The organism is Methylobacterium oryzae (assembly GCF_021398735.1).
In the GTDB taxonomy this organism is placed as follows: domain Bacteria; phylum Pseudomonadota; class Alphaproteobacteria; order Rhizobiales; family Beijerinckiaceae; genus Methylobacterium.
Genome location: NZ_CP090349.1, coordinates 444,343 through 471,295, shown reverse-complemented (window position 1 = coordinate 471,295; position 26,953 = coordinate 444,343). Strand labels below are relative to the sequence as shown.

Annotated in this window: 23 protein-coding genes; 9 read left to right on the top strand and 14 right to left on the bottom strand. The window is 71.6% G+C overall.

The window, feature by feature from the left end:
* Nucleotides 1-29: 29 nt before the first annotated feature.
* Together LXM90_RS02230 and LXM90_RS02225 are read left to right on the top strand one after the other, a co-directional pair.
* A complete protein-coding gene (locus LXM90_RS02230) occupies nucleotides 30-2,888 on the top strand; it encodes a PAS domain-containing protein (RefSeq protein ID WP_205833908.1) in 2,859 nt (952 codons plus the stop codon).
* Between the two features lie 100 nt (nucleotides 2,889-2,988).
* Entirely contained in the window at nucleotides 2,989-3,294 is a 306-nt protein-coding gene (locus tag LXM90_RS02225) for a hypothetical protein (RefSeq protein WP_020093963.1), read from the top strand.
* Nucleotides 3,295-3,465: 171 nt separating this feature from the next.
* Here LXM90_RS02225 and LXM90_RS02220 read toward each other — a convergent pair whose 3' ends face one another.
* Nucleotides 3,466-4,557 carry a DUF2891 domain-containing protein gene (locus tag LXM90_RS02220; protein ID WP_051123759.1) on the bottom strand — a complete coding sequence of 364 codons (1,092 nt, stop codon included), beginning with the start codon at nucleotides 4,555-4,557 and terminating at the stop codon, nucleotides 3,466-3,468.
* A 159-nt stretch (nucleotides 4,558-4,716) separates the two neighbouring features.
* Between LXM90_RS02220 and LXM90_RS02215 the strand changes: the two genes are divergently transcribed.
* A complete protein-coding gene (locus LXM90_RS02215; RefSeq protein WP_020093965.1) occupies nucleotides 4,717-5,496 on the top strand; it encodes a CDP-diacylglycerol diphosphatase in 780 nt (259 codons plus the stop codon).
* A gap of 10 nt (nucleotides 5,497-5,506) precedes the next feature.
* On the opposite strand, the gene LXM90_RS02210 is transcribed toward LXM90_RS02215, so the two are convergent.
* Both LXM90_RS02210 and LXM90_RS02205 read right to left on the bottom strand, forming a co-directional pair.
* Complete coding sequence (locus LXM90_RS02210) at nucleotides 5,507-6,034, bottom strand: ATPase AAA (protein ID WP_020093966.1); 528 nt, start codon at nucleotides 6,032-6,034, stop codon at nucleotides 5,507-5,509.
* Complete coding sequence (locus LXM90_RS02205) at nucleotides 6,031-6,933, bottom strand: LysR family transcriptional regulator (protein WP_020093967.1); 903 nt, start codon at nucleotides 6,931-6,933, stop codon at nucleotides 6,031-6,033. Before LXM90_RS02205 ends, LXM90_RS02210 begins: the two co-directional genes overlap by 4 nt.
* Before the next feature lie 170 nt (nucleotides 6,934-7,103).
* On the opposite strand from LXM90_RS02205, the gene LXM90_RS02200 reads away from it, so the two are divergent.
* The 6 genes from LXM90_RS02200 (at nucleotide 7,104) to LXM90_RS02175 (ending at nucleotide 14,349) form a co-directional block, all read left to right on the top strand.
* On the top strand, nucleotides 7,104-8,636 hold the full coding sequence (locus LXM90_RS02200) for an ABC transporter substrate-binding protein (protein ID WP_020093968.1): 1,533 nt from the start codon (nucleotides 7,104-7,106) through the stop codon (nucleotides 8,634-8,636).
* A gap of 225 nt (nucleotides 8,637-8,861) precedes the next feature.
* Nucleotides 8,862-9,779, top strand: coding sequence for an ABC transporter permease (locus tag LXM90_RS02195; protein ID WP_020093969.1), 918 nt, complete (start codon nucleotides 8,862-8,864; stop codon nucleotides 9,777-9,779).
* 10 nt (nucleotides 9,780-9,789) lie between these two features.
* Nucleotides 9,790-10,725: an ABC transporter permease gene (locus LXM90_RS02190; RefSeq protein WP_020093970.1), complete on the top strand. Its 936-nt coding sequence runs from the start codon at nucleotides 9,790-9,792 to the stop codon at nucleotides 10,723-10,725.
* Between the two features lie 60 nt (nucleotides 10,726-10,785).
* Nucleotides 10,786-12,207: a M20 family metallopeptidase gene (locus tag LXM90_RS02185; protein ID WP_020093971.1), complete on the top strand. Its 1,422-nt coding sequence runs from the start codon at nucleotides 10,786-10,788 to the stop codon at nucleotides 12,205-12,207.
* A 4-nt stretch (nucleotides 12,208-12,211) separates the two neighbouring features.
* A complete protein-coding gene (locus LXM90_RS02180) occupies nucleotides 12,212-13,816 on the top strand; it encodes a dipeptide ABC transporter ATP-binding protein (protein ID WP_234081626.1) in 1,605 nt (534 codons plus the stop codon).
* Between the two features lie 188 nt (nucleotides 13,817-14,004).
* Nucleotides 14,005-14,349, top strand: a complete 345-nt coding sequence (locus tag LXM90_RS02175) for a hypothetical protein (RefSeq protein WP_020093973.1) — start codon at nucleotides 14,005-14,007, stop codon at nucleotides 14,347-14,349.
* Here the strand turns inward: LXM90_RS02175 and LXM90_RS02170 are convergent.
* The 11 genes from LXM90_RS02170 to LXM90_RS02120 form a co-directional block, all read right to left on the bottom strand.
* The gene (locus tag LXM90_RS02170; protein ID WP_026605051.1) at nucleotides 14,322-14,774 is read right to left on the bottom strand and encodes a MucR family transcriptional regulator; all 453 of its coding nucleotides are present in this window, start codon (nucleotides 14,772-14,774) and stop codon (nucleotides 14,322-14,324) included. The genes LXM90_RS02175 and LXM90_RS02170 overlap by 28 nt on opposite strands.
* 227 nt (nucleotides 14,775-15,001) lie before the next feature.
* Entirely contained in the window at nucleotides 15,002-16,090 is a 1,089-nt protein-coding gene (locus LXM90_RS02165) for a YeiH family protein (protein ID WP_020093975.1), read from the bottom strand.
* 178 nt (nucleotides 16,091-16,268) lie between these two features.
* A complete protein-coding gene (locus LXM90_RS02160) occupies nucleotides 16,269-17,201 on the bottom strand; it encodes an ABC transporter permease (protein WP_020093976.1) in 933 nt (310 codons plus the stop codon).
* Nucleotides 17,194-17,964, bottom strand: a complete 771-nt coding sequence (locus LXM90_RS02155; protein ID WP_020093977.1) for an ABC transporter ATP-binding protein — start codon at nucleotides 17,962-17,964, stop codon at nucleotides 17,194-17,196. The genes LXM90_RS02160 and LXM90_RS02155 overlap by 8 nt, the downstream gene beginning before the upstream one ends.
* A 155-nt stretch (nucleotides 17,965-18,119) precedes the next feature.
* On the bottom strand, nucleotides 18,120-19,259 hold the full coding sequence (locus LXM90_RS02150; protein ID WP_020093978.1) for an amidohydrolase/deacetylase family metallohydrolase: 1,140 nt from the start codon (nucleotides 19,257-19,259) through the stop codon (nucleotides 18,120-18,122).
* Nucleotides 19,260-19,397: 138 nt separating this feature from the next.
* The gene (locus LXM90_RS02145; protein WP_020093979.1) at nucleotides 19,398-20,414 is read right to left on the bottom strand and encodes an ABC transporter ATP-binding protein; all 1,017 of its coding nucleotides are present in this window, start codon (nucleotides 20,412-20,414) and stop codon (nucleotides 19,398-19,400) included.
* Entirely contained in the window at nucleotides 20,411-21,424 is a 1,014-nt protein-coding gene (locus LXM90_RS02140; RefSeq protein ID WP_020093980.1) for an ABC transporter ATP-binding protein, read from the bottom strand. The genes LXM90_RS02145 and LXM90_RS02140 overlap by 4 nt, the downstream gene beginning before the upstream one ends.
* Entirely contained in the window at nucleotides 21,424-22,398 is a 975-nt protein-coding gene (locus LXM90_RS02135; RefSeq protein ID WP_020093981.1) for an ABC transporter permease, read from the bottom strand. The genes LXM90_RS02140 and LXM90_RS02135 overlap by 1 nt, the downstream gene beginning before the upstream one ends.
* On the bottom strand, nucleotides 22,395-23,336 hold the full coding sequence (locus LXM90_RS02130; RefSeq protein ID WP_020093982.1) for an ABC transporter permease: 942 nt from the start codon (nucleotides 23,334-23,336) through the stop codon (nucleotides 22,395-22,397). Before LXM90_RS02130 ends, LXM90_RS02135 begins: the two co-directional genes overlap by 4 nt.
* A 266-nt stretch (nucleotides 23,337-23,602) precedes the next feature.
* Nucleotides 23,603-25,189: an ABC transporter substrate-binding protein gene (locus LXM90_RS02125; protein WP_103985569.1), complete on the bottom strand. Its 1,587-nt coding sequence runs from the start codon at nucleotides 25,187-25,189 to the stop codon at nucleotides 23,603-23,605.
* A 481-nt stretch (nucleotides 25,190-25,670) separates the two neighbouring features.
* On the bottom strand, nucleotides 25,671-26,948 hold the full coding sequence (locus LXM90_RS02120) for a polyhydroxyalkanoate depolymerase (RefSeq protein ID WP_020093984.1): 1,278 nt from the start codon (nucleotides 26,946-26,948) through the stop codon (nucleotides 25,671-25,673).
* Between the last annotated feature and the right edge of the window lie 5 nt (nucleotides 26,949-26,953).

Sequence of the window (26,953 nt, the reverse complement as noted above, 5' to 3'; positions counted from 1 at the left end):
GCAGAGTTTCACTAGGGGGAAGCGAAAGCTTGAGCTATGACGGCTCCGTGTCGCCGAACGAGACAGTATCCCGACCGTCGGGTTTCGAGCCCCAGCATCCCCAGCGGCTCGCCGCCCTGCGCGCCTACGCGATCCTCGACACGCCGCCCGAGCGCGCGTTCGACGAGATCGCCGAGATGGCCGCCCAGGCCTGCGGCACGCCGATGGCCCACATCAACTTCGTCGACGCCGACCGGCAGTGGATCAAGGCCGCGTTCGGCCACGCCGCGCGGGCGATGCCGCTCGCGTTCGGCTTCTGCACCGAGGCCATGCGCGCGGACGGCGCCCTCGTGCTGCCCGACCTGACCGCGGAGCCGGAGAGCGCCGCCAACCCCCTCGTGACCGGCGACCCGCACCTGCGCTTCTACGCCGGCGTGCCCCTGGTGACGCCGGACGGCTGGGCCATCGGGACGCTCTGCGTCCTCGACCGCGTCCCGCGCACGCTGACCGACCAGCAGCTCTTCATCCTGAAGGCGCTCGCCCGGACGGTGATGACGCAGCTGGAATCCCGGAACGCCGAGGCGGCCCTGCGCCGGAACGAGGAGCGCTACCGCTCGCTGTTCACCTTCATCGATGCCGGCTTCTGCCTGATCGAGGTGGAGTTCGCCGACGGCGACCGGCCCGTCGACTACCGCTTCCTGGAGGTCAACCCCGCCTTCGAGCGGCAGACCGGCCTGCGGGCCCCGGTGGGCCGCCGGATGCGGGACCTCGCCCCCGACCTCGAGCAGCACTGGTTCGACCTCTACGGCCGGGTCGCCCTGACCGGCGAGCCGGTCCGATTCGAGCAGGCCGCCGCGGCGCTGGGCCGCTGGTACGACGTGCACGCCTACCGGGTGGACGGGCCGGCGCGGAACCGCGTCGCGATCCTGTTCAACGACATCACCGAGCGCCGCCGGAGCGAGAACGCGCTCCGGGCCCGGGAGGCGGAACTCCGGCTGGTCGCGGACGCGATGCCGGTCCTGATCGCCTTCATCGACCGCGACCTGACCTACCGGTTCGCGAACGCCGCCTACGAGACCTGGACCGGCCAGGCGCCCGACGCCGTCGTCGGGCGGACCGTCGGCGACCTCCTCGGCCCCGGCGCGTTCGAGGCCCGGCGCGCCGGCATCGAGCGGGCGCTCGCCGGTCAGGAGGTCCGCGAGGAATGGGCCTGGACCTTCCCGAACGGCCAGGCCCGGATCGCCGACACCCGCTACCTCCCGCGCCGCGGCCCGGACGGACGCGTCGACGGGTTCTACGTCTTCGCCCACGACGTCTCCGAGCGGAAGCGGAACGAGGTCCTGCTCCAGTCCCGGGCAGAGCACCTGGAGGCGCAGGTCGCCGCCCAGACCCGCGACCGCGACCGGGTCTGGACGCTGTCGCCGGTGCTGAAGCTCGTCTCGGACCGGACCGGGCGGGTCCAGTCGGTGAACCCCTCGTGGAGCCGGGCGCTGGGCTGGTCGGAGGCCGAGACGGTCGGCCGGCCGGCCCTGGACTTCCTCGCCCCCACCGAGCGCGCGGCGGCCGAGGCGGCGCTGCGCCCGCTCTGCGCGGACAGCCGGGTCGAGGATATCGAACTGGCCTGCCTGACCCGCGCCGGCGACCGGCGGCGGGTGCTCTGGACCGTCGTTCCGGAGGACGGGCTGTTCTACGGCTTCGGGCGCGACATCACCGAGCAGCGCCAGGCCGAGGAGGCGCTGCGCCAGTCGCAGAAGCTCGAGGCCATCGGCCAGCTCACCGGCGGGGTGGCGCACGACTTCAACAACCTCCTGACCATCATCCGGTCGTCCGTGGAGTTCCTGCGCCGGCCGGACCTGGCCGAGACGCGCCGGCGCCGCTACCTCGACGCCGTCTCCGACACCGTCGACCGCGCGGCCAGGCTCACCGGCCAGCTCCTCGCCTTCGCCCGGCGCCAGGCGCTGAAACCCCAGGTGTTCGACATCGGCGCGCGCCTGCGCAGCATCGCCGACATGCTCGATTCGGTCACCGGCGCGCGCATCCGCGTGGCCATCGACCTGCCGGCGACGCCCCGCTACGTGCGCGCCGACCAGAGCCAGTTCGAGACCGCGCTGATCAACATGGCGGTCAACGCCCGCGACGCCATGGACGGGGAAGGCAACCTGACCCTGCGGCTGGAGGGCGATAGCCCGATGCCGCCGATCCGCGGGCATGCCGGCGCGAAGGGACCGTTCGTGGCCGTGCGGGTCTCCGATACCGGCGCCGGCATCCCGGACGCGGATCTGGGACGGATCTTCGAGCCGTTCTTCACAACAAAGGAGGTCGGCAAGGGCACCGGCCTCGGCCTCAGCCAGGTCATCGGCTTCGCCAAGCAGTCGGGCGGCGACATCGACGTGGCGAGCGCGCTCGGCCACGGCACGACCTTCTCGCTCTACCTGCCGCAGGTCGCCGCGCCCGCCGCGGCGTCCGAGGCCGACCGCGAGGCCCGCCCGGAGGCGGAGCCGCGGCGGGGCCTGTGCATCCTCGTCGTGGAGGACAATCTCGGGGTCGGGCGCTTCTGCACCCAGATCCTGGAGGATCTGGGCCACGCGCCGGTCTGGGCGAAATCCGCCGAGGAGGCGCTGGCCGAACTCGACCGGGCGCCGGACCGGTTCGACGCGGTCTTCTCCGACGTGGTCATGCCGGGGATGGGCGGCTTCGCCCTCGCCCGGCAGCTCCGGACCCGCCGCCCCGACCTGCCGGTGGTGCTGACCTCGGGCTACAGCCACGTCCTGGCCGAGGACGACGCCCACGGTTTCGCCCTCCTGCGCAAGCCCTACTCGGCCGAGCAGCTCGCCCAGGTCCTCTCCGAGGCGGCGCGGCGGGGCGGGCAGCCGGACGCCCGCGCACGGCCGGAACCCGCTTCCGATTAACAGTCTTCGCCAGAATTCATCGGCGCATCATCCGGAAATCTTCCCGCAGACGAGATCCGGATGTAGTCTATCCCCATCCACCACCGGGGCCTCGACCGCCATGACGCTGACCGGACGTTTCTGGTTCCGCCGGACCTGGACCGGCAAGCTGGTCCTGCTCGTCGAGGAGGAGCGCGGGCGCTGGTTCCGGCGCCGCCTCGGCCGCACCCTGCGCTGGCGCGACGCGCGGCTCCTCGATCTGGCCGAAGGTCCCCTGCGGGGGCTCATGACGCTGGAGCGGACCTACCGCGCCGAGTTCGGCCCCGGCGAGCCGCGCCGCCCCGCCGGCCTCACGGCGGTCCCGGGCGGGCGGGCCCTGCCGCGCGGCGGGCCGGAGCCAGGAACAAGGCCGTCCCTGTCGGGTTGACGGCAGGCAAGACAGCGACGGCGTCGCTGTCTTGCAGCCCCTCGTGGGCGTTTCCTCCCTAGACTTCCGGACCGTTCTCCTGAGGGCGGTCCTTTTTTTGTTGTCGTCGGTCAGTCGCCGGGCAGTCGTCGACATGGCCCGCGACGGACAGCTCTCAAGAATCTCTCAGATTTACTTCCCGCCGTCCTGGGCCTCGCCCAGAGCAACGGTCCCGGCACCGGTCTCGGCACCGGCCTCGAGGGCCAGCAGCGCGAAGGTCGCGAGCCAGTGCTCGCCCATGTAGTCGCCGGTGACGTGCGGGAGCCCGGCCGCGAGGTGCGCCTCCGCGGCCGCGCGGAGCGGCGGCCGGCGGGGATCGTCCGGGCCGAGGGACGCGGCGAGCGCGCGGAAGCACCACGCGCGGCTGAGGTTCAGCCCGTCGAGATGGGCGATCTTCCCGTCGGAGCAGTCGGTCACGCCCGCGGGGCGGAACAGGGTCGCGGGTCGGGACGCCGCGAGACCGGGCAGGAACCGGTCGAACCAGGGCGCGAAGCGGGCGGGCGGCAGCAGCCGGCGCATGCACTCCGCCTCGATCAGCGCCGAGGAGAGGAAGTCGTCGCCGCCGGGCTCGCCCCAGGCCGGGCAATCCGCGTCCTCCCCGTACCAGCCGACGGCGGTGTCGTGCAGCAGAGTGGTCAGCCCGGCATCCCCCGCGCCCTCCGCGTAATCGGCCGCCAGGCGCAGCGCGAAGGCGGTGTTGAAATGGGTCCCGACCCGCACCGGGTAGGACGCCACCGGCAGGAACTCCGCGAAGCGCCGGACGATCACCGCGGCCAGCGGCGCCAGGGCCTCGGACCAGCGGCGCTCGGGGAGCGCGGCGAGCGCGTCGGCGAGCTTCAGCAGCCAGCCCCAGCCGTAGGGCCGCTCGAAGCCCCGGGCGGTCGGGGCGGCGAAGTAGGCGCATTCCCCCGCCACCGTCGCGGGAGTCAGCTGCGCGTCGAGCCGGGCGCGGATCGCCGGGGCCTGCGGGCCGTCCGGGAACAGCCGCAGCACCCGCGCCAGCAGCCACGTACCGTGGACGCAGGAATGCCAGTCGTAGCTGCCGTGAAAGGCCGGGTGCAGGGCCGCGGGGGTGCGGGCATCCGCCGGCCCGGCCAGGACGTGGCCCGGCTTGTTCGGATATTCGCGGCCGACATGGCCGAGGGCGACGGCGGCGAAGCGCGCGGCGATGTCGGGGGTGAGCGTGGGAGTGGGCGTGGGAGTGGGCGTGGGAGTGGGCGTCATCGCGGCATTCCGGCGGGCGTTCTGCGGGGACTCGGCGACCGCCGGCATAGCGGGTTTCCCGGCACGGCGTCAGGGCTCGCGGATCCTTTGCCGGCACGGCCCCGGATCGGCTATCGCGGTGAGGCCGGGCCGGACGCGCCGGCCCCAGTGAGAGACCCCATGCGCCGCCCGCCGCCCGCCGCCCTCCTCGTCGTGGCCCTCGTGGCGGCCCTGTCGGCCGCAGCGGCACCGGCCGAAGCCGCGCCGGACCCGAGCCGCGACGTGCTGTGGGCCGCCCTGAAGACCTGCGTGCTCGCCAAGCGGCTCGCCAACCGGACCTTCCCGTGCCTGTCGGTCGATCTCGGGGACGGTGACCGTCCCGGCTCGGCGGTCCTGCGCGCGCCCGGCGAGCCGACCCACAGCGTCGTCATGCCCACCGACACCGTGCCGGGCCTGGAGGCGCCGGTCCTGCGGGGACCGCGCGGTGCCGCCTACTGGCGGGCGGCCCTGGCGGCGCGGCCGCTCGTGTCGGACGTGCTGAAGGGGAAGCTCACCCCCGCGGAGGTCGGGCTCGCGGTCAACTCGGCCCGGGGCCGCAGCCAGGACCAGCTCCACATCCACCTCGACTGCCTGAAGCCGAGCGTGCTCAAGGCCGTCCGGGCGCACGGCCGGCAGGTGCGCCACACCTGGAGCCGCTTCCCGGTGCCGCTGGCCGGCGACCGGTACTACGCCCTGCGCGTGCCGGAGGCGGAGGCCGCGCAGTTCAACCCGTTCGCGGCCCTGCACACCCTGCCGGGCGCCCGGCCGGACCTGCACCGGACGAGCTTCGCGGCGCTCGCCACGCCCCCGGGCGATCCCGAGCCGGGCTACATCCTGCTGGCATACCGGGCGCCGAGCGCCAGCGCCGAGGACGTGATGGACCACAGTTGCACCGTCGCTGCGTCCCGCGGCGGCGCTTGAGCGGGCCCGGTCACCGGCTCAGTCCCTCCGCGCGGTAGAAGCCGGCCAGGCCGGCCCCCGCGGCGAGCCGGATCTTGGGCAGGGCGACGCGGTCGAACAGGGCCGCCTCGCGCGCCCGGTTCTCGCGCTCGGTAACGGCGATGTGGCGGATCATCGCCCATTTCACGCTGTCCCGGCCGCCGTCGAGGGCGCCGAGCCGCTCGCGCACGAACCATGACCGGCGCAGGTAGCGGATCAGGCCGGTGGCGGTCGGGACGTCGAGGAGGATCACGCCCGTCGCCCGCTCCAGACGCTGCGGCAGGCATCGGGCATAGGTGCCGTCCATGACCCAGCGCGGCTCGCGGATCGCCGCGTCGTGCAGGGCCTGGAACTCCGCGAAGGGCCGCGGGTCCCAGTCGGTGCCCGGCTGGTGATACAGCCGGTCGAGGTGGACCGGCGGCAGGCCGCGCGCCCGCGCGATGGCGACCGCCAGGGTGGACTTACCGCTGTTCGACGGCCCCAGGATACAGAGCCGCGGGCCGAGCGCGTCGAGGGTCACGGCGAGCGCGGCGGTGGCAGCGCGTCGAGCAGCTGGCGCAGGAATGCCCGCACCGCCTTCGGCAGCCGCCGGTCGCGCATCGCCTGGATCTTCACGCCCCGGGCGAGGCTCGTCCGGGACTGGATCGGCAGGCTGACAAGCTCGTTGAGCCGCAGGGGCGTCTGCACCGACAGCGCCGACATCAGGGCGATGCCGCGGGAGCGCCGCACGAAGGGCAGCAGCGCCGAGAGCGTGTTGGAGGTCAGCACCGGCTCCACCGCGATGCCCTCGTGCGCGCAGGCGGCGTCGAAGACCTGCCGCAGGGTCGTGTCCCGGGTCGGCAGGGCGACGGGATACTCCAGCAGGTCGACGAGGCGCAGGGCCGGCGCCCGCGCGAGGGGATGGTCGGGCGCGGCCAGCGCCAGCATGTCGACCTGCCCGTCGTAGAGCACCTCGACCTGCGCGGTGGGTGTCAGCGCGAAGGTGATCCCGAGATCGGCATCCCCCACCGACACCGTCTGGGTGACCTGGGCCGGGGGCTGGACCGTGACCTCGAAGCGGATGCCGGGATGGGCCGCGTGGAAGGCCGCGATCGCGTTCGGCACGATGTCGAGGGAGAAGCCCTCCGAGCAGGCGACCCGGATCAGCCCGCGGGCGAGCCCTTCCAGCTCCCGGATCTCGGTGACCACCTGCTCGGAGCGGATCAGCACCTGATGGGCGTGCTGCGCCAGCAGCTCACCGGCCGGGCTCGGCACCATGCCGCGCGGGCGGCGCTCGAACAGCACGCAGTCGAGCTCGGCCTCCAGGTTGGCGATCTGCCGGCTGATCGCCGAGGCCGCGACGTTGAGCTGGGACGAGGCGGCCGCGATCGACCCGGTGCGGGCCACGGCCAGGAAGTAGCGCAGGCCCGTACTCTGCATTATCGTGCTCGATGCGCTGTATGGTGCCGTGCACATTGCCGATATGGCAACGCAGCACTCGCTAAATTCTACTTGTTGCGATCCCAGATGCACAACACCATGGCAGGGTGAAAAACGCGGCAGCCGCGGAACCGTCCGCCGGGCCTGTCCGCCGCGCCGTCGGAGCCTGCATGCCGCTACGGACCCTCACCCGAGCCGCCACCCTGGCCGCCTCGTTCGCGACCCTGATCGCCGCCCACCCGGCGCTGGCCGGCAAGGCCAACGACACATTGGTCTACGCGTCGGACAGCGAGCCCGAGAACGTCAGCCCGTATCACAACAGCGCCCGCGAGGGCGTGATCCTGGCCCGGAACTGCTGGGACACGCTGCTGTACCGGGATCCCAAGGACGGCACCTACAAGCCGTTCCTGGCGACCGCTTGGAAATGGGCGGACGACACGACCCTCGACCTCACGATCCGCGAGGGCGTGGTCTTCCACAACGGCGACCCGCTCGGGCCGGAGGACGTGGCCTTCACGTTCAACTACGTGCTGACCCCCGAAGCGCGCACGGTCACCCGCCAGAACGTCGACTGGATGAAGTCGGTGGAGGTGACCGGCCCGCACAGCGTGCGCATCCACCTGAAGGCCCCGTTCCCGGCGGCGCTGGAATACCTCGCCGGCCCGACCCCGATCTTCCCGGCCAACTACTTCAAGAAGGTCGGCCTCGACGGTTTCGCCAAGGCGCCGGTCGGCAGCGGCCCGTACCGGATCACCAAGGTCGACAGCGGCCGCGGCGTCTCCATGGAGCGGTTCGACAAGTACTGGGCCGAGAGCCCTCTGGGTAAGCCGAAGATCGGCAAGCTGCAGTTCCGCGTCATCCCGGACGGCGAGAGCCGGATGGCCGAGCTGATGACCGGCGGCGTCGACTGGATCTGGCGGGTGCCGAGCGACCAAGCCGAGCAGTTGCGCGCCGCGCCCAACATCACGGTCCTCAATTCCGAGACGATGCGGGTCGGGTTCCTGCAGTTCGACACGCTGGGCCGGGCGAAGGAGAACTCGCCGCTCAAGGACGTGCGCGTCCGGCAGGCGATCTCCTACGCCATCGACCGCAAGGCGATGGTCGACAACCTCGTGCGCGGCGCCTCGCGGGTGATGAACGCGCTGTGCTTCGTCGACCAGTTCGGCTGCACCGACCAGGGCGTGCCGCGCTACGCCTACGACCCCGCCAAGGCCAAGGCGCTGCTCAAGGAAGCCGGCTACCCGAACGGGTTCGAGATCGACCTCGGCGCCTATCGCGAGCGCGACTACGCCGAGGCGGTGATCGGCTATCTCGGCGCCGTCGGCATCAAGGCGCGGCTCAACTACCTGCGCTACGCGGCGTTCCGCGACGCGCTGCGGGCCGGCAAGACCTCGATCGGCTACCAGACCTGGGGGTCGTTCTCGGTGCTCGACGTCTCGGCCTTCGACGGGGTGTATTTCCGCGGCGGCGAGGAGGACCTGACCAAGGATCCGCAGGTGATCGCCGACCTGCAGGAGGGCGACAGCTCCATGGATCCCGAGAAGCGCAAGGCCGCCTACGCCAAGGCGCTCCAGCGGATCGCCGCGCAGGCCTACGCCCTGCCGATGTTCTCCTACTCGACCAACTACGCCTTCACGTCGGACCTGACCTTCACGGCCCAGCCCGACGAGGTGCCGCGCTTCTACGCGGCGTCGTGGAAGTGAGGATGGCCGCGAAGGCGCGACGCCTTTCCCCTCCCCCTTGCGGGGAGGGGTCAGGGGTGGGGGTGGCGCAGACGGCACCGCACCGCTCGATTCTGCGCCACCCCCACCTCCGGCTCCTCCCCACAAGCTTGAGCGATCCCGGGCAAGCCCGGGATCGCCGGGGGAGGAGAGGACGCTTCGTCCTGATCCGGCGCGATCTGCATCGCCAGGAAGGAGCCTGAACCCATGCTGGCCTTCACGTTCCGGCGCGTGCTGGTCGCCCTGGCGGTGGCCCTCACGGTCTCGGTGGCGAGCTTCCTGCTCCTCCACCTCTCGGGCGACCTCGCGACCGCGATCGCCGGCCCCGAGGCCACCGGCCCGCAGATCGCCCAGATCCGCCAGGATTACGGGCTGGACCAGCCGCTGCTGACCCAGTTCCTCACCTGGGGCTGGCGGGCCCTGCACCTCGATTTCGGCAACTCCTTCTATTTCCGCGAGAGCGTGATCGACCTGCTCGCCGCCCGCCTGCCGATCACCCTCTATCTCGGCATCATCGCGCTCGCCGTGGCCCTGTTCGTGGCGATCCCGCTGGGCGTCGTCGCCGCCGTGAAGCGGGACACGTGGATCGACCGGACGGCGCTCGCCGTCTCGGTGCTCGGCCAGGCGATGCCGAGCTTCTGGTTCGGCCTGACGCTGATCCTGATCTTCTCCGTCAACCTCCGCTGGCTGCCGGTCTCGGGCAACGCCACGTGGAAGAACTTCGTCCTGCCGGCGGTCGCCCTCGGCTACTACGCGATGCCGGCGGTGATGCGCCTCACCCGCAACGGCATGCTGGAGGTGCTGGCCTCCGACTACGTCCGCACCGCCCGCGCCAAGGGGCTGCCGCCGCGCAAGATCCTGGTGCGGCACGCGCTGCGCAACGCCGTGATCCCGGTGATCGCCCTCTCGGCGGTGCAGTTCGGCTTCATGCTGGGCGGCTCGATCGTGATCGAGGCGGTGTTCTCGCTCCAGGGGCTCGGGCAGCTCGCCTGGGAATCCATCGCCCGCAACGACTTCCCGGTCGTCCAGGCGATCGTGCTGGTGCTCGCCATGATCTATATCGGCCTGACGCTCGCCGCCGACCTCTTGAACGCCTTCCTCGACCCGCGCCTGCGCCAGTCGTGAGGATCCGCCGATGAGCCTCCCCCCCGACACGGCGGCGCTCGCCGCCCCGGCCCTGCCCCCGGACGCGCCGATCGCGCTGGCGCCGGTCCCCTCCCCCACTCGCCTGATCCTGCGCCGGGGCCTGCGCCACACCGGCTTCCTGATCGGGGCCGGGATCCTCGGGCTGATCGTGCTGGCGGCGCTCGCCGCCCCGCTCATCGCCCCGCACGACCCCTACGCGCAGGACGTGTCCCGCCGCCTGATCCCGCCGGTCTGGCAGGCCAAGGGCACCTGGGAGCACGTGCTCGGCACCGACAAGCTCGGCCGCGACTACCTGAGCCGCCTGCTCTACGGCGGCCAGATCTCCCTCCTGATCGGGATCTCGGCGGCGCTGATCTCCGGGCTGATCGGCACGACGCTCGGCCTGTGCGCCGGCTATTTCGGCGGCTGGGTCGATTCGGTGGTCAGCTACGTCGTGACCACGCGGCTCGCCATGCCGGTGGTGCTGGTGGCGCTGGCCATGGCGGCGCTGGTCGGCGGCTCGCTCAAGGTGGTGGTGCTGGTGCTGGGCTTCCTGCTCTGGGACCGCTTCGCCGTGGTGACGCGGGCCGCCACCCAGCAGATCCGCAACCAGGACTTCGTCTCGGCCGCCCGCGCCGCGGGGCTCACGGACCTGCGGATCATCCGCCAGGAGATCCTGCCCAACATCATGAACGCGCTGATCGTCGTGGCGACCCTGGAGATGGCCCACGCGATCCTGCTGGAGGCCGCCCTGTCGTTCCTCGGGCTCGGCGTGCAGCCGCCCCTGCCCTCCTGGGGCCTGATGATCGCCGAGGGCAAGCAGTACATGTTCTTCCAGCCCTGGGTGATCACCATCCCGGGCGTGGCGCTCCTCCTCCTCGTGCTGGCGATCAATCTCTTAGGTGATGGCCTGCGCGACATCACCGCTCCCGAGGCGCGCCACTGACGCCGTCGCCAGGCCGGAACCGGCCGGCAGGTTAACGAAATGTTTCACGGGAAACACACCATGACGCGAGACGCCGCCATCGCGCGCGCCACGGAGGCCTTCGACTCGGGCGCGTTCCTCGCGCTCCTGCGGGAGGCCGTGGCGATGCCCACCGAGAGCCAGGCTCCCGGCCAGGAGGCGGCGCTCCGCGCCTATCTCGACGCTTTCATCGCGCCGCTCGTCGCCCGCCTCGGCTTCGACGCGCCGAAGATCTTCCCCAACCCGGACGGGGTCCACGGACCGTTCCTGATCGCCGAGCGGCGCGAGGGCGCGGACCTGCCGACCGTGCTGATCTACGGCCACGGCGACACGGTGCGGGGCTACCCCGAGCAGTGGCGCGAAGGGCTCGGCCCCTGGGAGATCGTGGTCGAGGGCGACCGCTGGTACGGGCGCGGCACCGCCGACAACAAGGGCCAGCACGTCCTCAACCTCGCGGCCCTGGAGCAGGTGATCGCCGCGCGCGGGGGCCGTCTCGGCTTCAACGTCAAGCTCCTGATCGAGATGGGCGAGGAATCGGGCTCCCCGGGCCTGCGGCCGTTCTGCCGGGAGCAGGCGGAGGCCCTGCGCTCCGACGTGCTGATCGCCTCGGACGGCCCCCGCCTCAACGGCGAGCGGCCGACCCTCTTCCTGGGCTCCCGCGGCGCCTACAATTTCGAGCTCAGCCTGAACCTTCGGGAGGGCCCGCACCATTCCGGCAACTGGGGCGGGCTGCTGCGCAACCCCGGCACGGTGCTGGCCTCGGCGATCGCCTCGATGGTCGATGCCCGCGGCAGCATCCTGGTGGACGCCCTGCGGCCGCCGCCGATCCCCGAGGGCGTGCGCGCGGCGCTCGCCGACATCCGCGTCGGCGAGGACCCGACCGCGCCCACGATCGATTCCGACTGGGGCGAGCCGGGCCTGAGCCCGGCCGAGCGGGTCTTCGCCTGGAACACGCTGGAGGTGCTGGCCTTCAAGACCGGCGACCCGGACGGGCCGCTCAACGCCGTGCCGCCCCACGCCAAGGCGACCCTGCAGCTGCGCTTCGTGGTCGGCACCGACTGGCAGAACCTCATCCGGAACGTGCGCGCCCATCTCGACGCGCGCGGCTTCCCGATGATCGAGGTCCGGCCGGCCCGCGCGGCGGAAGTCTTCCAGGCGACCCGTCTGCCCGTGGAGGATCCCTGGGTCGAGTGGGCGCTCCAGTCGATCGAGGCGAGCTCGGGCAAGAAGCCGGCGCTGCTGCCCAATCTCGGCGGCTCGCTGCCGAACGACGCCTTCTCGGAGATCCTCGGCCTGCCGACCCTCTGGGTGCCGCATTCCTACCCGGCCTGCCGCCAGCACGGTCCGGACGAGCACATGCTCGCCTCCGGCACCCGCGAGGGCCTGGCGATCATGGCCGGCCTGTTCTGGGATCTGGGCCGAGACGGGCCCGACATCCTCCGCCGCCGCACCGCGAGGGCCTGACACGATGAGCGAGCCGGTCGTCCGCATCCGCGATCTGACGATCGCGCTCCCCAAGGGCGCCGACCGCCCGCACGCGGTCGAGGGCCTGAACCTCGACCTCGAGGCCGGGAAGATCCTGTGCGTGGTCGGGGAATCGGGCTCGGGCAAGTCGATGAGCGCCTACGCGCTGACAGGCCTCCTGCCCCGGGCGCTGAAGCCGACGGCCGGCGCGATCCTGTTCGAGGGCCGGGACCTCCTGACCCTCGACGAGCCGGCGTGGCGCGCGCTGCGGGGCCGGCGCATCGCCATGGTGTTCCAGGAGCCGATGACGGCCCTGAACCCGGTGATGCGAGTCGGCGACCAGATCGCCGAGATGTTCGAGGCGCACAACCTGCTCAGCCGGAGCGAGCGCCGGGCCCGGGCGGTGGCGCTCGCCGCCGAGGTCGGGCTGCCGAACCCCGAGGAGGCGGTGCGGGCCTACCCGCACCAGCTCTCCGGCGGCCAGCGGCAGCGGGCGATGATCGCCATGGCGCTGGCGCTGGAGCCCTCGGTGCTGGTCGCCGACGAGCCGACCACGGCGCTCGACGTCACCACCCAGGCCCAGATCCTCCGGCTGATCCGCGACCTGCAGCGGAAGCGCGGGATGAGCGTCCTGTTCATCACCCACGATTTCGGCGTGGTGGCGGAGATCGCCGACCACGTGGCGGTGCTCCAGCGCGGGCGGCTCGTGGAATCCGGCACGGCCGAGGCGGTGCTGCGGAACCCGCAGGCGCCCTACACCCGGGCGCTGCTCGCCGCCGTCCCGAGCCTGACGCCGCCGCCGCGCCCGCCCCTGGCGGCCGCCCCGGTCGCGCTGTCGGTGAACCGGCTGTCGAAGACCTATTCCGGGCGCTCCGGCCTGTTCGGCAAGCCGCGGGTCGTGGCGGCGGTCAAGGACGTCTCGTTCGACGTGCGCCGCGGCGAGACCCTGGGGATCGTGGGCGAATCCGGCTCCGGCAAGTCGACCACCGCGCGGCTCGCGATCCGCCTGATCGAGCCCGACGGCGGCACCGTCCGGCTGGGCGAACTCGACTACACGGCGCTGAGGAGCGGCGCGTTGCGCGACAAGCGCAGCCGGATCCAGATGATCTTCCAGGACCCGTTCGCGTCGCTGAACCCGCGGCGCACCGTCGAGCAGATCATCACGGCGGGCCCGATCGCCCACGGGGTCTCGGCCGCCGAGGCCCGGGAGCGGGCGCGCAGCCTCCTCGACCTCGTCGGTCTCGATCCGAAGGCCGCCGCCCGCTACCCCAACGCCTTCTCGGGCGGGCAGCGCCAGCGCATCGGCATCGCCCGAGCGCTCGCGATGGAGCCGGACGTGCTGGTGGCCGACGAGGCGGTCTCGGCGCTGGACGTCTCGGTTCAGCGGCAGGTGCTGGACCTGCTGGAGGACCTGAAGCAGAGATTGTCGCTGGCGATGCTGTTCATCACCCACGATCTGCGGGTGGCCGCCACGATCTGCGACCGGATCGCCGTGATGCACCGCGGCGCCATCGTGGAGATGCGGGGCACCGCGGACCTGTTCGCCGCGCCGGAGCACGCCTACACCCGCAACCTGCTCGCCGCGGTGCCGGGCGCGCGCGCCTCCTGAGCCGTTCCGGCCCCGGACGGGCCAATCTGGGACGCAGAGACAAGTTTTTTGGACGGGACCGCCCTGTCCGGATCCTGCAAGTTCAGTAGGATAGCGCCGTTGTCGAGGGTGGAGCACCCCGGCGGATCCACGGCTGCACCCGCTATCCGTCCCCGCCCGCACCTCGCACGGGGACAGGGTTATCGAGCGTGTCGATCTCAGACAAGACCGACGACATCCGGCAGAACCGCAAGCGCAGCGAGACGAATCTGCCGCCGGTGCTCCGCCGCGGGCGCGAGCACCGGATCGTGCGTTGGATCGGCGCCGCGAACCGCAAGGCGCCGCGCCCCGCGGAGGAGCCCGCGGCCGCGGACAACCGGGTGATCAAACTGAGCTGGGCCGACACGTTCGGCCGCCCGGGCCGCGCCGAGCCCAGCCGATCCGAGCCGGCCCCCGCGCAGGTGCTGCCGTTCCTGGGGCGGCGGAGCGAGACCGCGCCGCGCGCGGCCCCGCGCCGCGCCGCCGATCAGCCGCCGGTGCCCGTCCTGCGCTGATCGACGCGCCCGCCGGGCACGCCGAGGCCGATCGCCTTCGCCAGCGCGGAGCGCTGCGCGGCGTAGCCCGGCGCCGTCATCGGGTAATCGTCCGGCAGACCGTAGCGCTCGCGGTACCGCTCCGGCGTCAGGCCGTGGGCGGTGAGGTGGCGCTTCAGGGTCTTGTAAGTCCGGCCGTCGATGAAGCTGACGATCCCGTCCTCCTGGACCGACTTGCGGATCTGGGCCGGCGTCGGCCGCTCCACGGCCGGCTCGACCGCGGCCGCCGGCGCCTGCCCGTCGAGGGATGCCAGGGCCGCGTGCACGCTCGCCATCAGCTCGGGCAGGGCCGTCGGCGGAACGGAATTGTTCGAGACGTAGGCGGCGACGATCTCGCCCACCAGCGTGACCAACCTGAGGCTGTTCTCGGGATTCTTTTCAGGCACTGCGCGAGTCCACACGAAGCTTTCGACGACGATGCCTGCGGTTCCAAAGCAAAAACCGCGTATGTGTCAAGACGGTCTTGACTGAAGGATGATCACCCGAAGCGCTTTTCGGTGCGGATGGGCCGGATCGCCGGCGCGAAAGGCTCCGGTCACCTGCACAAAGGTGCCGATGGAATGCCTGTTACACGGGTCGGGAGCCCGCGCGGCGGGAAAGACCGCGCGCGGCGTCACCCGATCCCGAGGGCGCGGATCAGCGTCAGGCTGAGGGCGATCAGGACCGCCAGGGAGGCGGTGACCGCGAGGGTGACCCGGCCGCCGACCCGGGCCAGGACCCGGACGTCGACCCCGAGGCCGAGGGCGGCCATGGACAGGACCGTGAGCACGCCGGCGAGCTGGGTCAGCGGCTTCACCGCCGGGTCCGGGACGAGGCCCAGGGAGCGCAGGGTGGCCAGCGCCAGGAAGCCGAGGATGAACCAGGGCACCAGCTTGGTGAAGCCCGGACGGGACGGCGCCGGCGGCGCCCCCGCTGCCTGCGGCAGACGCGGGGCGATCAGCGAGAACACCACCACGACCGGGCCGAGCATCAGCACCCGCACCAGCTTGACCAGGGTGCCGACCTGGGTCGACAGCAGGCTCACCGGGACGGTCGCGGCCAGGACCTGCGGCACCGCGTAGACGGTGAGCCCCGCCAGCACCCCGTACTGGTTGTCGGTCATGCCCGCGAGGGGCACGAACAGCGGCAGCCCGAGCACCATCAGCACGCCGAGGACGGCGGTGAACGCGATGGCGGCGGCGATGTCCTTCGCCTCCGCGCCGATCACGGGTGCCACCGCGGCGATGGCCGAGTTGCCGCAGATGGCGTTGCCGCAGGCCACCAGGATCGCCATCCGGGCCGGCAGCCCGAGCGCCCGGCAGATCGCCACGCTGGCGGCGATGCCGAGCACCACGGTCCCGACGATGCCGGCCAGCAGCGCCGGGCCGGAGGCGAGGATCGCCCCGAGGCTCAGGGAGGCGCCGAGCAGCACCACGGCGACCTCGAGGAGCTGCTTGGCCGAGAAGGCGATGCCGGTGCGGAACTGCGCCGGGGGCGTCCAGGCGGTCCGCACCGCGATGCCGATCAGGATCGCCAGGACCAGGGCCTCGATGTAGGGGTGACCGGCGACCCGCTCCTCTACCGCCTGCGCGGCCATCGCCACCGCGGTGATCACCGCGCACAGGCCGATGCCGGGCAGGACCGAGGCGGCCGTGTCCGACCGGCCACCCCGTTCGGGGCGGGCCGGCGTCGGGGCCGTCTTGGATGGGGCGTCAGGGCTCACGGGAACGGGCTCCGGGGGTCGTCAGCGGAGCCTATAGGAAGAAAACGTTCGCCGCACCGTCGCAACAGAGAAGTTCGATCTCTATTCGAGCAACATGCGAGAAGACACGTCTCCGCAGAGATCGGGGCCGGCCTCGGGCGGAGCGCGGCCGGAGCGCTCCGCCCGAGGCCGGCCCCGCTCAGGCCTGCATGCCCCAGCGCTGGACGGTGCGCCGCTCGATCGTCTGGAAGATCAGGTTCTCGACCACGAGACCGATCAGGATCACGGTGAGCAGCCCGGCGAACACGTTCGGGATGTCGAGCATGTTCTTGTTCTCGAAGATGAACCAGCCGAGGCCGCCCGCCCCGGACGACACCCCGAAGACCAGCTCGGCGGCGATCAGGGTGCGCCACGCGAAGGCCCAGCCGACCTTCAGGCCGGTGAGGATCGACGGAAAGGCCGCCGGGATCAGGATCTTGCCGATCAGCCGCGGGCCCGACAGTCCGTAATTGCGCCCGACCATCTTGAGCGTGCGGCTGACCGACAGGAAGCCCGAATGGGTGTTGAGGGCGATCGCCCAGGTCACCGAGTGGACCAGCACGAAGATCAGGCTGCCGTTGCCCAGGCCGAACCAGATCAGCGCCAGGGGCAGGAGCGCGATCGCCGGCAGCGGGTTGAACATCGACGTCAGCGTCTCGAGCAGGTCGGTCCCGATCCGCGACGCGATGGCGACGCCGGTGAGCACGGTCGCCAGGGCGACGCCGGCGGCGTAGCCCATGAGCAGTACCTTCAGCGAGCTCCAGGCCCGGGCCGGCAGCGTGCCGTCCGCGATGCCCCGGAAGAAGGCCTCCACGGTCGCCGTGAAGGTCGGGAACAGGAGGTCGTTGTCGAGATAGCGCCCGTAGGCCTCCCAGATCCCGGCGAGGAGCACGAGGATCACGATCTTGCGCAGCCACGCCTGGTTGTAGAGGCGCTCGGTGATCGACAGCGGCTTCTCCACCACCGCGGCGCCGTGGGCGTGGCCGGTCTCGCGCACGATCTCGGGCCGGCCGGACGGCGGCAGGGACGACAGACGCGGCGCGGCGCTCGGCCCGGCCAGCGGGGCGCCGCTCAGGGCTTGCGCGCTAGACATTCTCCGCCTCCTGGATCTCTTCCGAGAACAGCATGTGCTGGATCCGGCCCTCGAGCTGCAGCGCCGCCTCCGGCGACGCGGCGCTGTTGAGCTCGGCCTTCACCTCGCCGGGATGGGGCGAGAGCAGCAGGATGCGCGAGCCGACCTTGATCGCCTCGGGGATCGAGTGGGTGACGAACAGCACGGTGAAGCGCGTGCCCTCCCACAGGGCGAGCAGTTCGTCCTGCATGCGTCGCCGGGTGAGCGCGTCGAGCGCCGCGAAGGGCTCGTCCATCAGCAGGATGTCGGGCTCCATCGCCATGCCGCGGGCGATGGCGACGCGCTGCTTCATGCCGCCCGACAGGGTGTGGGGGTAGCTGTCGGCGAATTTCGTGAGGTTGACCTTGTCGATGTAGAGGTTGGCCCGGTCCAGGGCCTCGCGGCCTCTCAGCCGGCCCGAGGCCTCGAGGGCGAAGACCACGTTCTGCCGGACCGTCTTCCACGGCAGGAGCTGGTCGAATTCCTGGAACACCATCATCCGGTCGGGGCCGGGCTCGGTGACCGGGCGCCCCTTCAGGCGAATCTCGCCCTCGGTCGGTGCCATGTAGCCGCCCACCGCCTTGAGCAGGGTCGACTTCCCGCATCCGGACGGCCCGAGCAGGACGAAGCGGTCCCCGGGCCAGACCCGGAAGCTCACCCGGTAGGTGGCCGTGACGAGGTGCTCGGGCGTCTTGTAGCGGAGCGTGACGCCGTCGACCTCCAGCAGAGGCTGACCCGTGTCCATCCATCCTCCCTGGCGCCGCGGTTTGAACCGCGTTTCGCTGAGGGCCGGAGATGGTCCGTCCCTCACGGGAAAGTGTATCGGCCCGCGGAAGAGGCTGTAAAGGTCGATATTTTGTATGCGATGGGATCTTCGTCCCGATCGTCAGGCCCGACGGGTCAGGCCGGGTGCCACCACCGGCCCTTCAGCACCACGCCCTCGGCGGTGATCCGCCGGTCGCCCGTCATGTGCTCGCCGCGCGTGTCGACGTAGTCGAACGCGCCGTCCCGCACCGCCAGCACCGTGGCGTCGCCGAGCGCTCCGACCTTCAGGGTCCCGTACTCCATCCGCTTCAGCGCCACGGCGGCGTTCACCGTGGAGGCGGCGACGACCTCGGTGAGGCTCATGCCGAGGCAGAGCATCTTCGACATGGTGGTGACCTGGTCGAAGGCCGGCCCCTCGATGCAGAGCTGGTGCACGTCCGACGAGATCGTGTCGGGCAGGAAGCCCCCCGCCAGCATGGCCCGCGCGGTCCTGAAGGCGAAGGAGCCTTTGCCGTGGCCGATGTCGAACAGCACGCCCCGCGCCCGCGCCTCGCGGAGCGCCGGCTTCACGGCGCCCTGGGCCGTGATGGGCGAGTTCGGGAACGGCCGGAACGCGTGGGTCAGCACGTCGCCGGGCCTCAGCATGGCCAGCACCTGCTCGTAGCTCGGCGGCGGCTCGTCGATATGGGCCATCAGCGGCAGGCCTGTCTCCTCCGCGACCTGCAGGGCGATGTCGAGGGGCGCGGTGCCCTGGTCGCCCGAGGCGTGGCGCCCGACCCGGACCTTGATGCCGACGATCACGTCCCGGTTGGCGTCGGCGACCTCGACCGCCTCCCGGGGCGCCAGGAGCCGCGGGTCCTCGCTCTCGCCGACCATGATGGTCTTCGAGAAGCCGAAGATCCCCGCGAAGGAGACGTGCAGGTATGCGAGGATCCGCGCCTCGGACCGCTCGATCACGTGGCTGCGGAAGCCGGCGAAGTTGCCCGGCCCGGCGCTGCCGGTATCGACCGAGGTGGTCACTCCTGAGGTCCGGCAGAACTCGTCGGCGTCGATGCCGAGCGAGGTGCCGCCCCAGTAGACATGGGTGTGCAGGTCGATCAGGCCCGGCGTGACGATCGCGCCGGCCATGTCGCGGACCTGCGTGCCGGGGCCCGCCGGCAGGTCGCGGCCGAAGCCCGAGACGCGGCCGTCCGCGAAGGCGACGTCGCAGATCCCGTCGTGGTTCTGCGACGGGTCGATGACCCGGGCGCCCTTCAGGATGAGGTCGTGCTGCACGAGAGACTCCGGATGTGGTTCGCGGGAATCCGACCCGTCCTCGCGAGCGCAGCGAAGCGAAGCGACCCAGGGATCCGCCACGCTCGGGGATCGCGCGCTGCCCTGGGTCGCTTCGCTGCGCTCGCGAGGACGGCGCCGTCAGGCCGCCCGGGCGGGCACGGCCGTGTCGTTGAGGTGGCAGGCGGCGAAGTGGCCGGCGCCGACCGCGTCGAGGCCCGGCACCTCGGTCCGGCAGCGGTCGAAGGCGTGCGGGCAGCGGGTGTGGAAGCGGCAGCCGGAGGGCGGGTTGATCGGGCTCGGCACGTCGCCCTTGAGCACGATGCGGGTGCGCCCGGCCCCGGGCTCGGGGATCGGCACCGCCGAGAGCAGGGCCTGGGTGTAGGGGTGCTTGGGCGCCAGGAAGAGATCCCGGCGGGGGCCGATCTCGACGATCTTGCCGAGATACATCACCGCGACGCGGTGGGTCATGTGCTCGACGATGGCGAGGTCGTGCGAGATGAACAGCATCGCGAGGTCGAGCTCGCGCTGCAGGTCGCGCAGCAGGTTGACGATCTGCGCCTTCACCGAGACGTCCAGCGCCGAGACCGCCTCGTCGCAGATGATCAGGTCCGGCTCGGCGGCGAGCGCCCGGGCGATGCCGATGCGCTGGCGCTGCCCGCCGGAGAACTCGTGCGGGAAGCGCCCGAGCGCCTCGCGCGGCAGGCCGACCCGCTCCATCAGGCTGGCGAGGCGGGATTCGAGGTCGGCGGCGTTGCGGGCCAGCCCGAAATTGCGGATCGGCTCGGCCAGGATCGCCCGCACCCGCATCCGCGGGTTGAGCGACGAGAACGGGTCCTGGAACACCATCTGGATGTGGCGCCGCAGGGGCCGGAGCGCTCCGGCCGAGAGGTCGTCGATGCGGCGCCCGTCGAGCACCACCTGGCCGGCGGTGGGCGCGTAGAGGCGCATCAGCGCCTTGGCGACGGTAGACTTGCCGCAGCCGGACTCGCCGACGAGCGAGAGGGTCTCGCCCCGGGCCACCGTGAAGGACAGGCCGTCCACCGCCTTGAGCACGCGCTTGGACTGGCCGAACAGGCCGCCGCCGAGGGCGAAGTGCTTCTTGAGGTCGTTGACCTCCAGCAGGGTGCGGGCGGCGGGTGCGGGCGTGGCGCTCATGCCGCGAGGGCGTCCTTCGGCGCGTAGTGGCAGGCGGCGAGGTGGCCCGGCGCCTTCGGCTCCAGGGCCGGCGCGTAGGCGCGGCACAGGTCGGTGACGTCCGGGCAGCGCCCGGCGAAGACGCAGCCCTCGATCCGGCCCTTCAGGCTCGGGACCATGCCGGGGATCTCGGCGAGCCGCGCGTCGGCGCCGTGCTCGACGGCGCCGAGCTTCGGCACCGCCCCCATCAGGCCGCGGGTGTAGGGGTGGCGCGGCGACCGGAACAGCTCGCGGACCGGCGCCTCCTCGACCTTGCGGCCGGCATACATCACCACCACCCGGTCGGCGACCTCGGCCACCACGCCGAGATCGTGGGTGATCAGCATGATCGCGGCCCCGACCCGGGCCTTCAGGTCGCGCATCAGGTCGAGGATCTGGGCCTGGATGGTCACGTCCAGCGCCGTGGTCGGCTCGTCGGCGATCAGGAGCTTCGGCGAGCAGGCGAGCGCGATGGCGATCATCACCCGCTGGCGCATGCCGCCGGAGAGCTGGTGCGGGTATTCCCGCACCCGGCGCCGCGGCTCGGGGATGCCGACCAGCGTCAGCATCTCCACGGCCCGCTCCTCGGCCTCCCGGCGGCCGAGCCCCTGGTGCAGCCGCAGGGTCTCGCCGATCTGGCGGCCGACCGTCAGCACTGGGTTCAGCGAGGTCATCGGCTCCTGGAAGATCACGCTGATGTCGTTGCCGCGGATCTTGCGCATGGCGCTGTTCGGCAGGTCGAGGAGGTTCTTGCCCTCGAACTTGATCGCGCCGGCGATGCGGGCCGGCGGCTCGGGCAGGAGCCGCAGGATCGACATCGAGGTCACCGACTTGCCGCAGCCGGACTCGCCCACGATCGCCAGGGTCTCGCCCGACTGGATCGCGAACGAGACCCCGTCCACCGCCCGATTCACCCCGTCGGGGGTGCGGAAATGGACCTGCAGGTTCTCGATCGACAGGAGAGGGGTGCCGCTCATGCTGCCGGTCCTCATCAGACGTCTTTCGCCATGCGGGGGTCGAGGGCGTCGCGCAGGCCGTCGCCGACGAGGTTCACGGCGAGCACCGTCATCGAGAGGAAGATGGCCGGGAACAGGATGATGTAGAACTTCACCTGCCAGAGGGCCCGGCCCTCGGCCATGATGTTGCCCCAGGAGGGCGTCGAGGGCGGCACGCCCGCGCCGATGAACGACAGGATCGCCTCGGTGATCATCGCGGAGGCGCAGATGTAGGTCGCCTGCACGGTCATGGGCGCCAGCGTGTTGGGCAGGATGTGGCGCCAGATGATCGCCGGCATCCGGGTGCCGGTGGTGACCGCCGCCTCGACGTAGGGCTGCTCGCGCAGCGACAGCACCACGCCGCGCACGAGGCGGGCGACGCGCGGGATCTCCGCGATGGTGATCGCGATGATCACGTTCTGGACCGAGCCGCGGGTGAGCGCCATCAGCGCGACCGCGAGCAGGATCGGCGGGATCGACATCATGCCGTCGACGACCCGCATGACGATCCCGTCGAGCCAGCGCACCATGCCGGAGACGAGGCCGACCGCGAGCCCCGCGACCGAGGCGAGGAACGCCACCGAGAAGCCGACCAGCAGCGAGACCCGGGCGCCGTAGACCACCCGCGAGTAGACGTCGCGGCCGAGCATGTCGGTGCCGAACCAGTACTGCGCCGACGGGGCCCGGGTGCGCTTGGCGGGCGCCAGGGCGGTCGGGTCGACGGTGCCGAGATAGGGGGCCAGCACCGCCATCAGGAAGACGATGAGGAGCAGCACGCCGCCGACCACGATGGTCGGGTTGCGGCGCACATAGGTCCAGACCCGGCCCCGGCGCTTGCGGGCCGGGATGACGTCGGGCAGCGGCGCCGCGACGGCGAGGCCCGGCGGCGGGGGCGCCTTGGGGGTGATTCCCTCGGGCGAGGCGCCCGCCTGCGGGGCGCTGCTGGGGAAGGGCGCGACGGTCGCGGTCAATAGCGGATCCTCGGGTCGAGCACGGTGTAGAAGAGGTCGATGGCGAGGTTCACGAGCACGTAGACGAAGCTGAACAGCAGCACGACGCCCTGGATGACCGGGTAGTCGCGCCGCAGGATCGCGTCGACGGTGAGGCGCCCGAGGCCGGGGATCGCGAAGACCGTCTCGGTCACCACCGCACCGCCGATCAGCAACGCGATGCCGATGCCGATCACGGTGACGATCGGCACCGCGGCGTTCTTGAGGGCGTGGACGAACAGGACCGGCCCCTGCGACAGCCCCTTGGCCCGGGCCGTGCGCACGTAATCCTGCTGGAGCACGTCGAGCATGGTCGCGCGGGTCACCCGGGCGATCAGCGCGATGTAGACGAGGCCGAGCGTCACCGCCGGCAGGATCAGGTTGGACAGCCAGGGCCACACACCCTGCTCGATCGGCGTGTAGCCCTGCACGGGCAGCCAGCCGAGCTCGAGGGCGAAGACGTAGGCCAGGATGTAGCCGACCACGAAGACCGGCACCGAGAAGCCCGTCACGGCGAGCCCCATCACGAGGCGGTCGATCAGGCTGCCGGCCTTCCAGGCGGCGACGACGCCCAGCGGCACCGCCACCACGATGGCGAAGACCAGGGTGACGAGCATCAGCGAGACGGTGGGCTGCACCCGCTGGCCGATCATGGTGGTGACCGGCAGGTTGGTGAAGATCGAGGTGCCGAGATCCCCGTGGAGGATCTGCCAGGACCATTCCCAGAACCGCACCAGGAACGGCCGATCGAGGCCGAGCGTGGCGCGGATGCGGGCGACGTCGTCGGGGGTCGCCTGGTCGCCCGCGATGATCGCCGCCGGGTCGCCCGGGGCGAAGTAGAGGAGGCTGAAGACGAACAGCCCGACCACCGCCATGACCGGGATGGTGGCGAGGATGCGCCTGCCGATATAGCCGAGCATGGGGCCTCGCTAGGCTGTGGGCGGGAGGGCGCGGCGGGTGCGGCCGCCCCTGCCCCCCTCGCGGGTGCCGACCTTCACGCGTCCGGGTCGGGCGCGAACGCCGGCGGCGGAGCGCGACGCGCCCCCGCTCCCGTGCGGGAGAGGGACAGGAGAAGGGACCCGCGCCCCGTCCCGCGACCGCGTTGCCGAGCGCGGTATCCGAAGCCGGGAGCCCGCCCGAGAGACCGGGCGGGTCGGGCGACCCGACGTGGCGAGAGCGGGCGCCATCACGCCTTCGACACGCCCCAGGTGAAGGGGATCGGCCCCTTCACGATGCCCGAGACGTTCTTGCGCCACGCCTGGTAGCCGAGGAAGAACCCGGTGGGCACGTAGACCACGCCCTCGCAGGCGGCGGCGTTGACCTTGTCGATGGCGGCCTTCTCGGCGGCCGGGTCGGCGGCGTCGAACCACTCGGCGATGGCGGTCTCCACCGGCGGGATGTTCGGCCAGCCGAACCACGCCTTGTCGCCGCTCGCCCGCACCGCCGGGTAGCCCGCCGGATTGATGCAGTCGGCGCCCGCGTGCCAGGTGTGGAACATGTTCCAGCCGCCCTGAGGCGGCGGCGCCTTGGAGGCCCGGCGGGTGCCGGTGGTGCCCCAATCGGTGGCGACGAAGTCGACGTTGAAGCCCATCTTCTTCAGGAGATCGGCGGTGATGTCGCCCTGCGCCTTGGTGATCCCCTGGTCCTGCGCCACGATGCAGACCACCGGCTCGCCCTTGTAGCCGGCCTCCTTGAGCAGCTTCTGGCCGAGCTTGATGTCGCCCTTGCCGACATTGCCGCCGCCCGCCTCGCTGTAGAGGGGTGTGCCCGGCGTGAAGAAGCCCGGCAACGTCTTCCACAGGCTGTCGTCGTCGCCGACGATCGCCCGCATGTAATCCTCCTGGCTCATCGCGGTCATGACCGCCTGGCGGATCTTCGGGTTGTCGAAGGGCGGGTGCAGGTGGTTCATCCGGAACGACCCGACATTGCCGAGCGGGTCGGCGATGTCGACGTTGAGGTTGCTGTTCTTGCGCAGCAGCGGCACGAGGTCGGAGATCGGGTTCTCCCACCAGTCGACTTCGCCGTTCTGCAGGGCCGCCGACGCGGTGGCGGCGTCCGGCATGATCACCCACTCGACCCGGTCGACCAGCATGCGCTTGCCGCCCGCGAGCCAGGAATTCGGCTCGTCGCGGGGCTTGTAGTCGGTGAAGGTCTCGAACACCGCCCGGGCGCCCGGCACCCACTCGTTGCGGACGAACTTCATCGGGCCCGAGCCGACATACTCGGAGATCTGCGTGAACGGGTCGGTCTTGGCGATCCGCTCCGGCATCATCAGCGCCATCGGCGCGTTGGTCTTGCCGAGCGCGTAGAGCAGCTTCGGGAACGGCTTCTTCAGGCGCCACTGGAAGGTCCTGTCGTCGGTCGCCGCGAGGTCGTCTTGGATGCCGCGGATCATCAGGCCGATCGGGTCGCGGGCCATCCAGCGGGTGAGGCTCGCCACCACGTCCTTGGCGAGAACCGGCTCGCCGTCGTGCCACTTCAGGCCGGGGCGCAGCCGGAAGGTCCAGGTGAGCTTGTCGCCCGAGACCTCCTCGGACTCGACCATCTGGCGCTGCGGCTTCAGCTGCGCGTCGACGCCGTAGAGCATGTCCCAGACGAGGGTGCCGGCGTTGCGCACCACGTACTGGGTCCCCCAGATCGGGTCGAAATTCGCGAGGTTCGCCTGCGGCACGAAGCGCAGGACCTTGCCCCCCTGCGCCAGGGCCGGCCGCGCGAGCTGCGGCGCAGCCAAACCGAGCGCAGCCGAACCCTTGAGAAAGGTCCTGCGGTCCATCGTCTTCTCCCTGGCGGTGCGGATCTCAAGCATCGGTCGCCGGCCCGCACCTTGCGGGCGAGTTTGAACGGTTCTGATGCGCGGGCGCAATGGCCCGTGGTGACAACGACGTCCGGGCGCGCGTCCGCACCGCCGCCGGCCTCGGGGCGACGGCGGCATGGAGAGGGGCTGTGTCGGTGCGGCTCGAACTCACGGGCCGCGTCTCGCAAGGCCCGCGCCAGCCCGGCCGTGACTGCGTTATGTATTCAGGAACGCGGAGCGCGCGGCGTCTCGGTCGACATGTCCCGCACCGTCATCGCGAGCGCAGCGATGACGGCTGTGCCGACATCATCGATCGGAAACGGGATCGCACAGCGTTTCGCAGCTCGGGATCGAGCGCGAGGCCGGAGATCCCCTCGCCCTTCGGTCTGCGCTGTGTGAGTCCGCGACCCCCCCCCGCGGAGGAGGGCCAGCCGGGGCGGCGGGCACCGGAATGGACGCCTCAGCCCACCTGCCGCAGGTGGCCGCCCCGCGCGCCCGGAACCGCCTGCATGGCGCGGATGAAGGCCGCGATGCGGGGGGCGATCACCGACCGGTAGCGCGAGCCGTTGAACACCCCGTAATGGCCGACGCCGGCCTGGAGGTGGTAGGCCTTGCGCGCTTCCGGAAGGTTCGGCGTCAGGTCGAGGGCCGCCTTGGTCTGGCCGACGCCGGAGATGTCGTCGTTCTCGCCCTCGACCGCCAGGATCGCGCAGCGGCGGATGGCGCCGAGATCGACCGGCGTGCCGCGGTGCGTCATCTGTCCCGTCGGCAGGGCGTGGTCGACGAACACGGTCTGCACGGTCTGGAGGTAGTACTCGGCCGTCAGGTCCATCACGGCGAGGTACTCGTCGTAGAACTCGCGGTGCTTCTCGGCCGAGTCGCCGTCGCCCGTCACCAGATGGTCGAACATGTCCGAATGGGCGGTGACGTGGCGGTCGAGGTTCATCGCCATGAAGCCCGACAGCTGCAGGAAGCCCGGATAGACCCGGCGCCAGGCGCCCGGGTAGATCGGCGGCACGAGGCTGATCGTGTTCTGCTCGAACCACTTCTGGCCACGCTCCTGCGCGAGGCAGTTCACCGCGGTGGGCGAGCGGCGGGTGTCGATCGGGCCGCCCATCAAGGTCATGGAGGTCGGCACCGCCGGCTCGTCGGCCGCCTCCATCAGCGCCACCGCGGCGAAGACCGGCACCGCCGGCTGGCACACCGCCATGACGTGCAGGTCCGGCCCGAGGACCGCGAACATCTCCTGCAGGTAGTCGATGTAGTCGTCGAGATCGAACTGGCCCGCGAAGAGCGGCACCATCCGGGCGTCGGTCCAGTCGGTGATGAACACCCGGTGGTTCGGCAGCATCGCCTCGACGGTGCCGCGCAGCAGCGTGGCGTAGTGCCCCGACATCGGCGCGACGATCAGCAGCTTGGGCTGCGGCTCCGCGGGGGCCGCCGGGAACGCGCGGTCGAAGGCGATCAGGCGGCAGAACGGCCGCTCCCAGACCACCCGCTCGGTGACCGGGACCGCCGCGCCGTCCACCACCGTCTCGGTGAAGCCGAAGGCGGGCTTGCCGTACTGGCGGGTGACGCGCTCGAACATCTCGCAGCCGGCGCTGACCGCGCGGGCGTAGGGTCCGTAGGCCAGGGGATTGCCCGGCATCTGCAGCCCGTAGCGGGTGAGGTCGGCGGCGACGCGGGCGGGTGCCATCAGGGCGCGCGCGCCCTCGTACAGGGAATAGGCCAGCAGCATCGTCA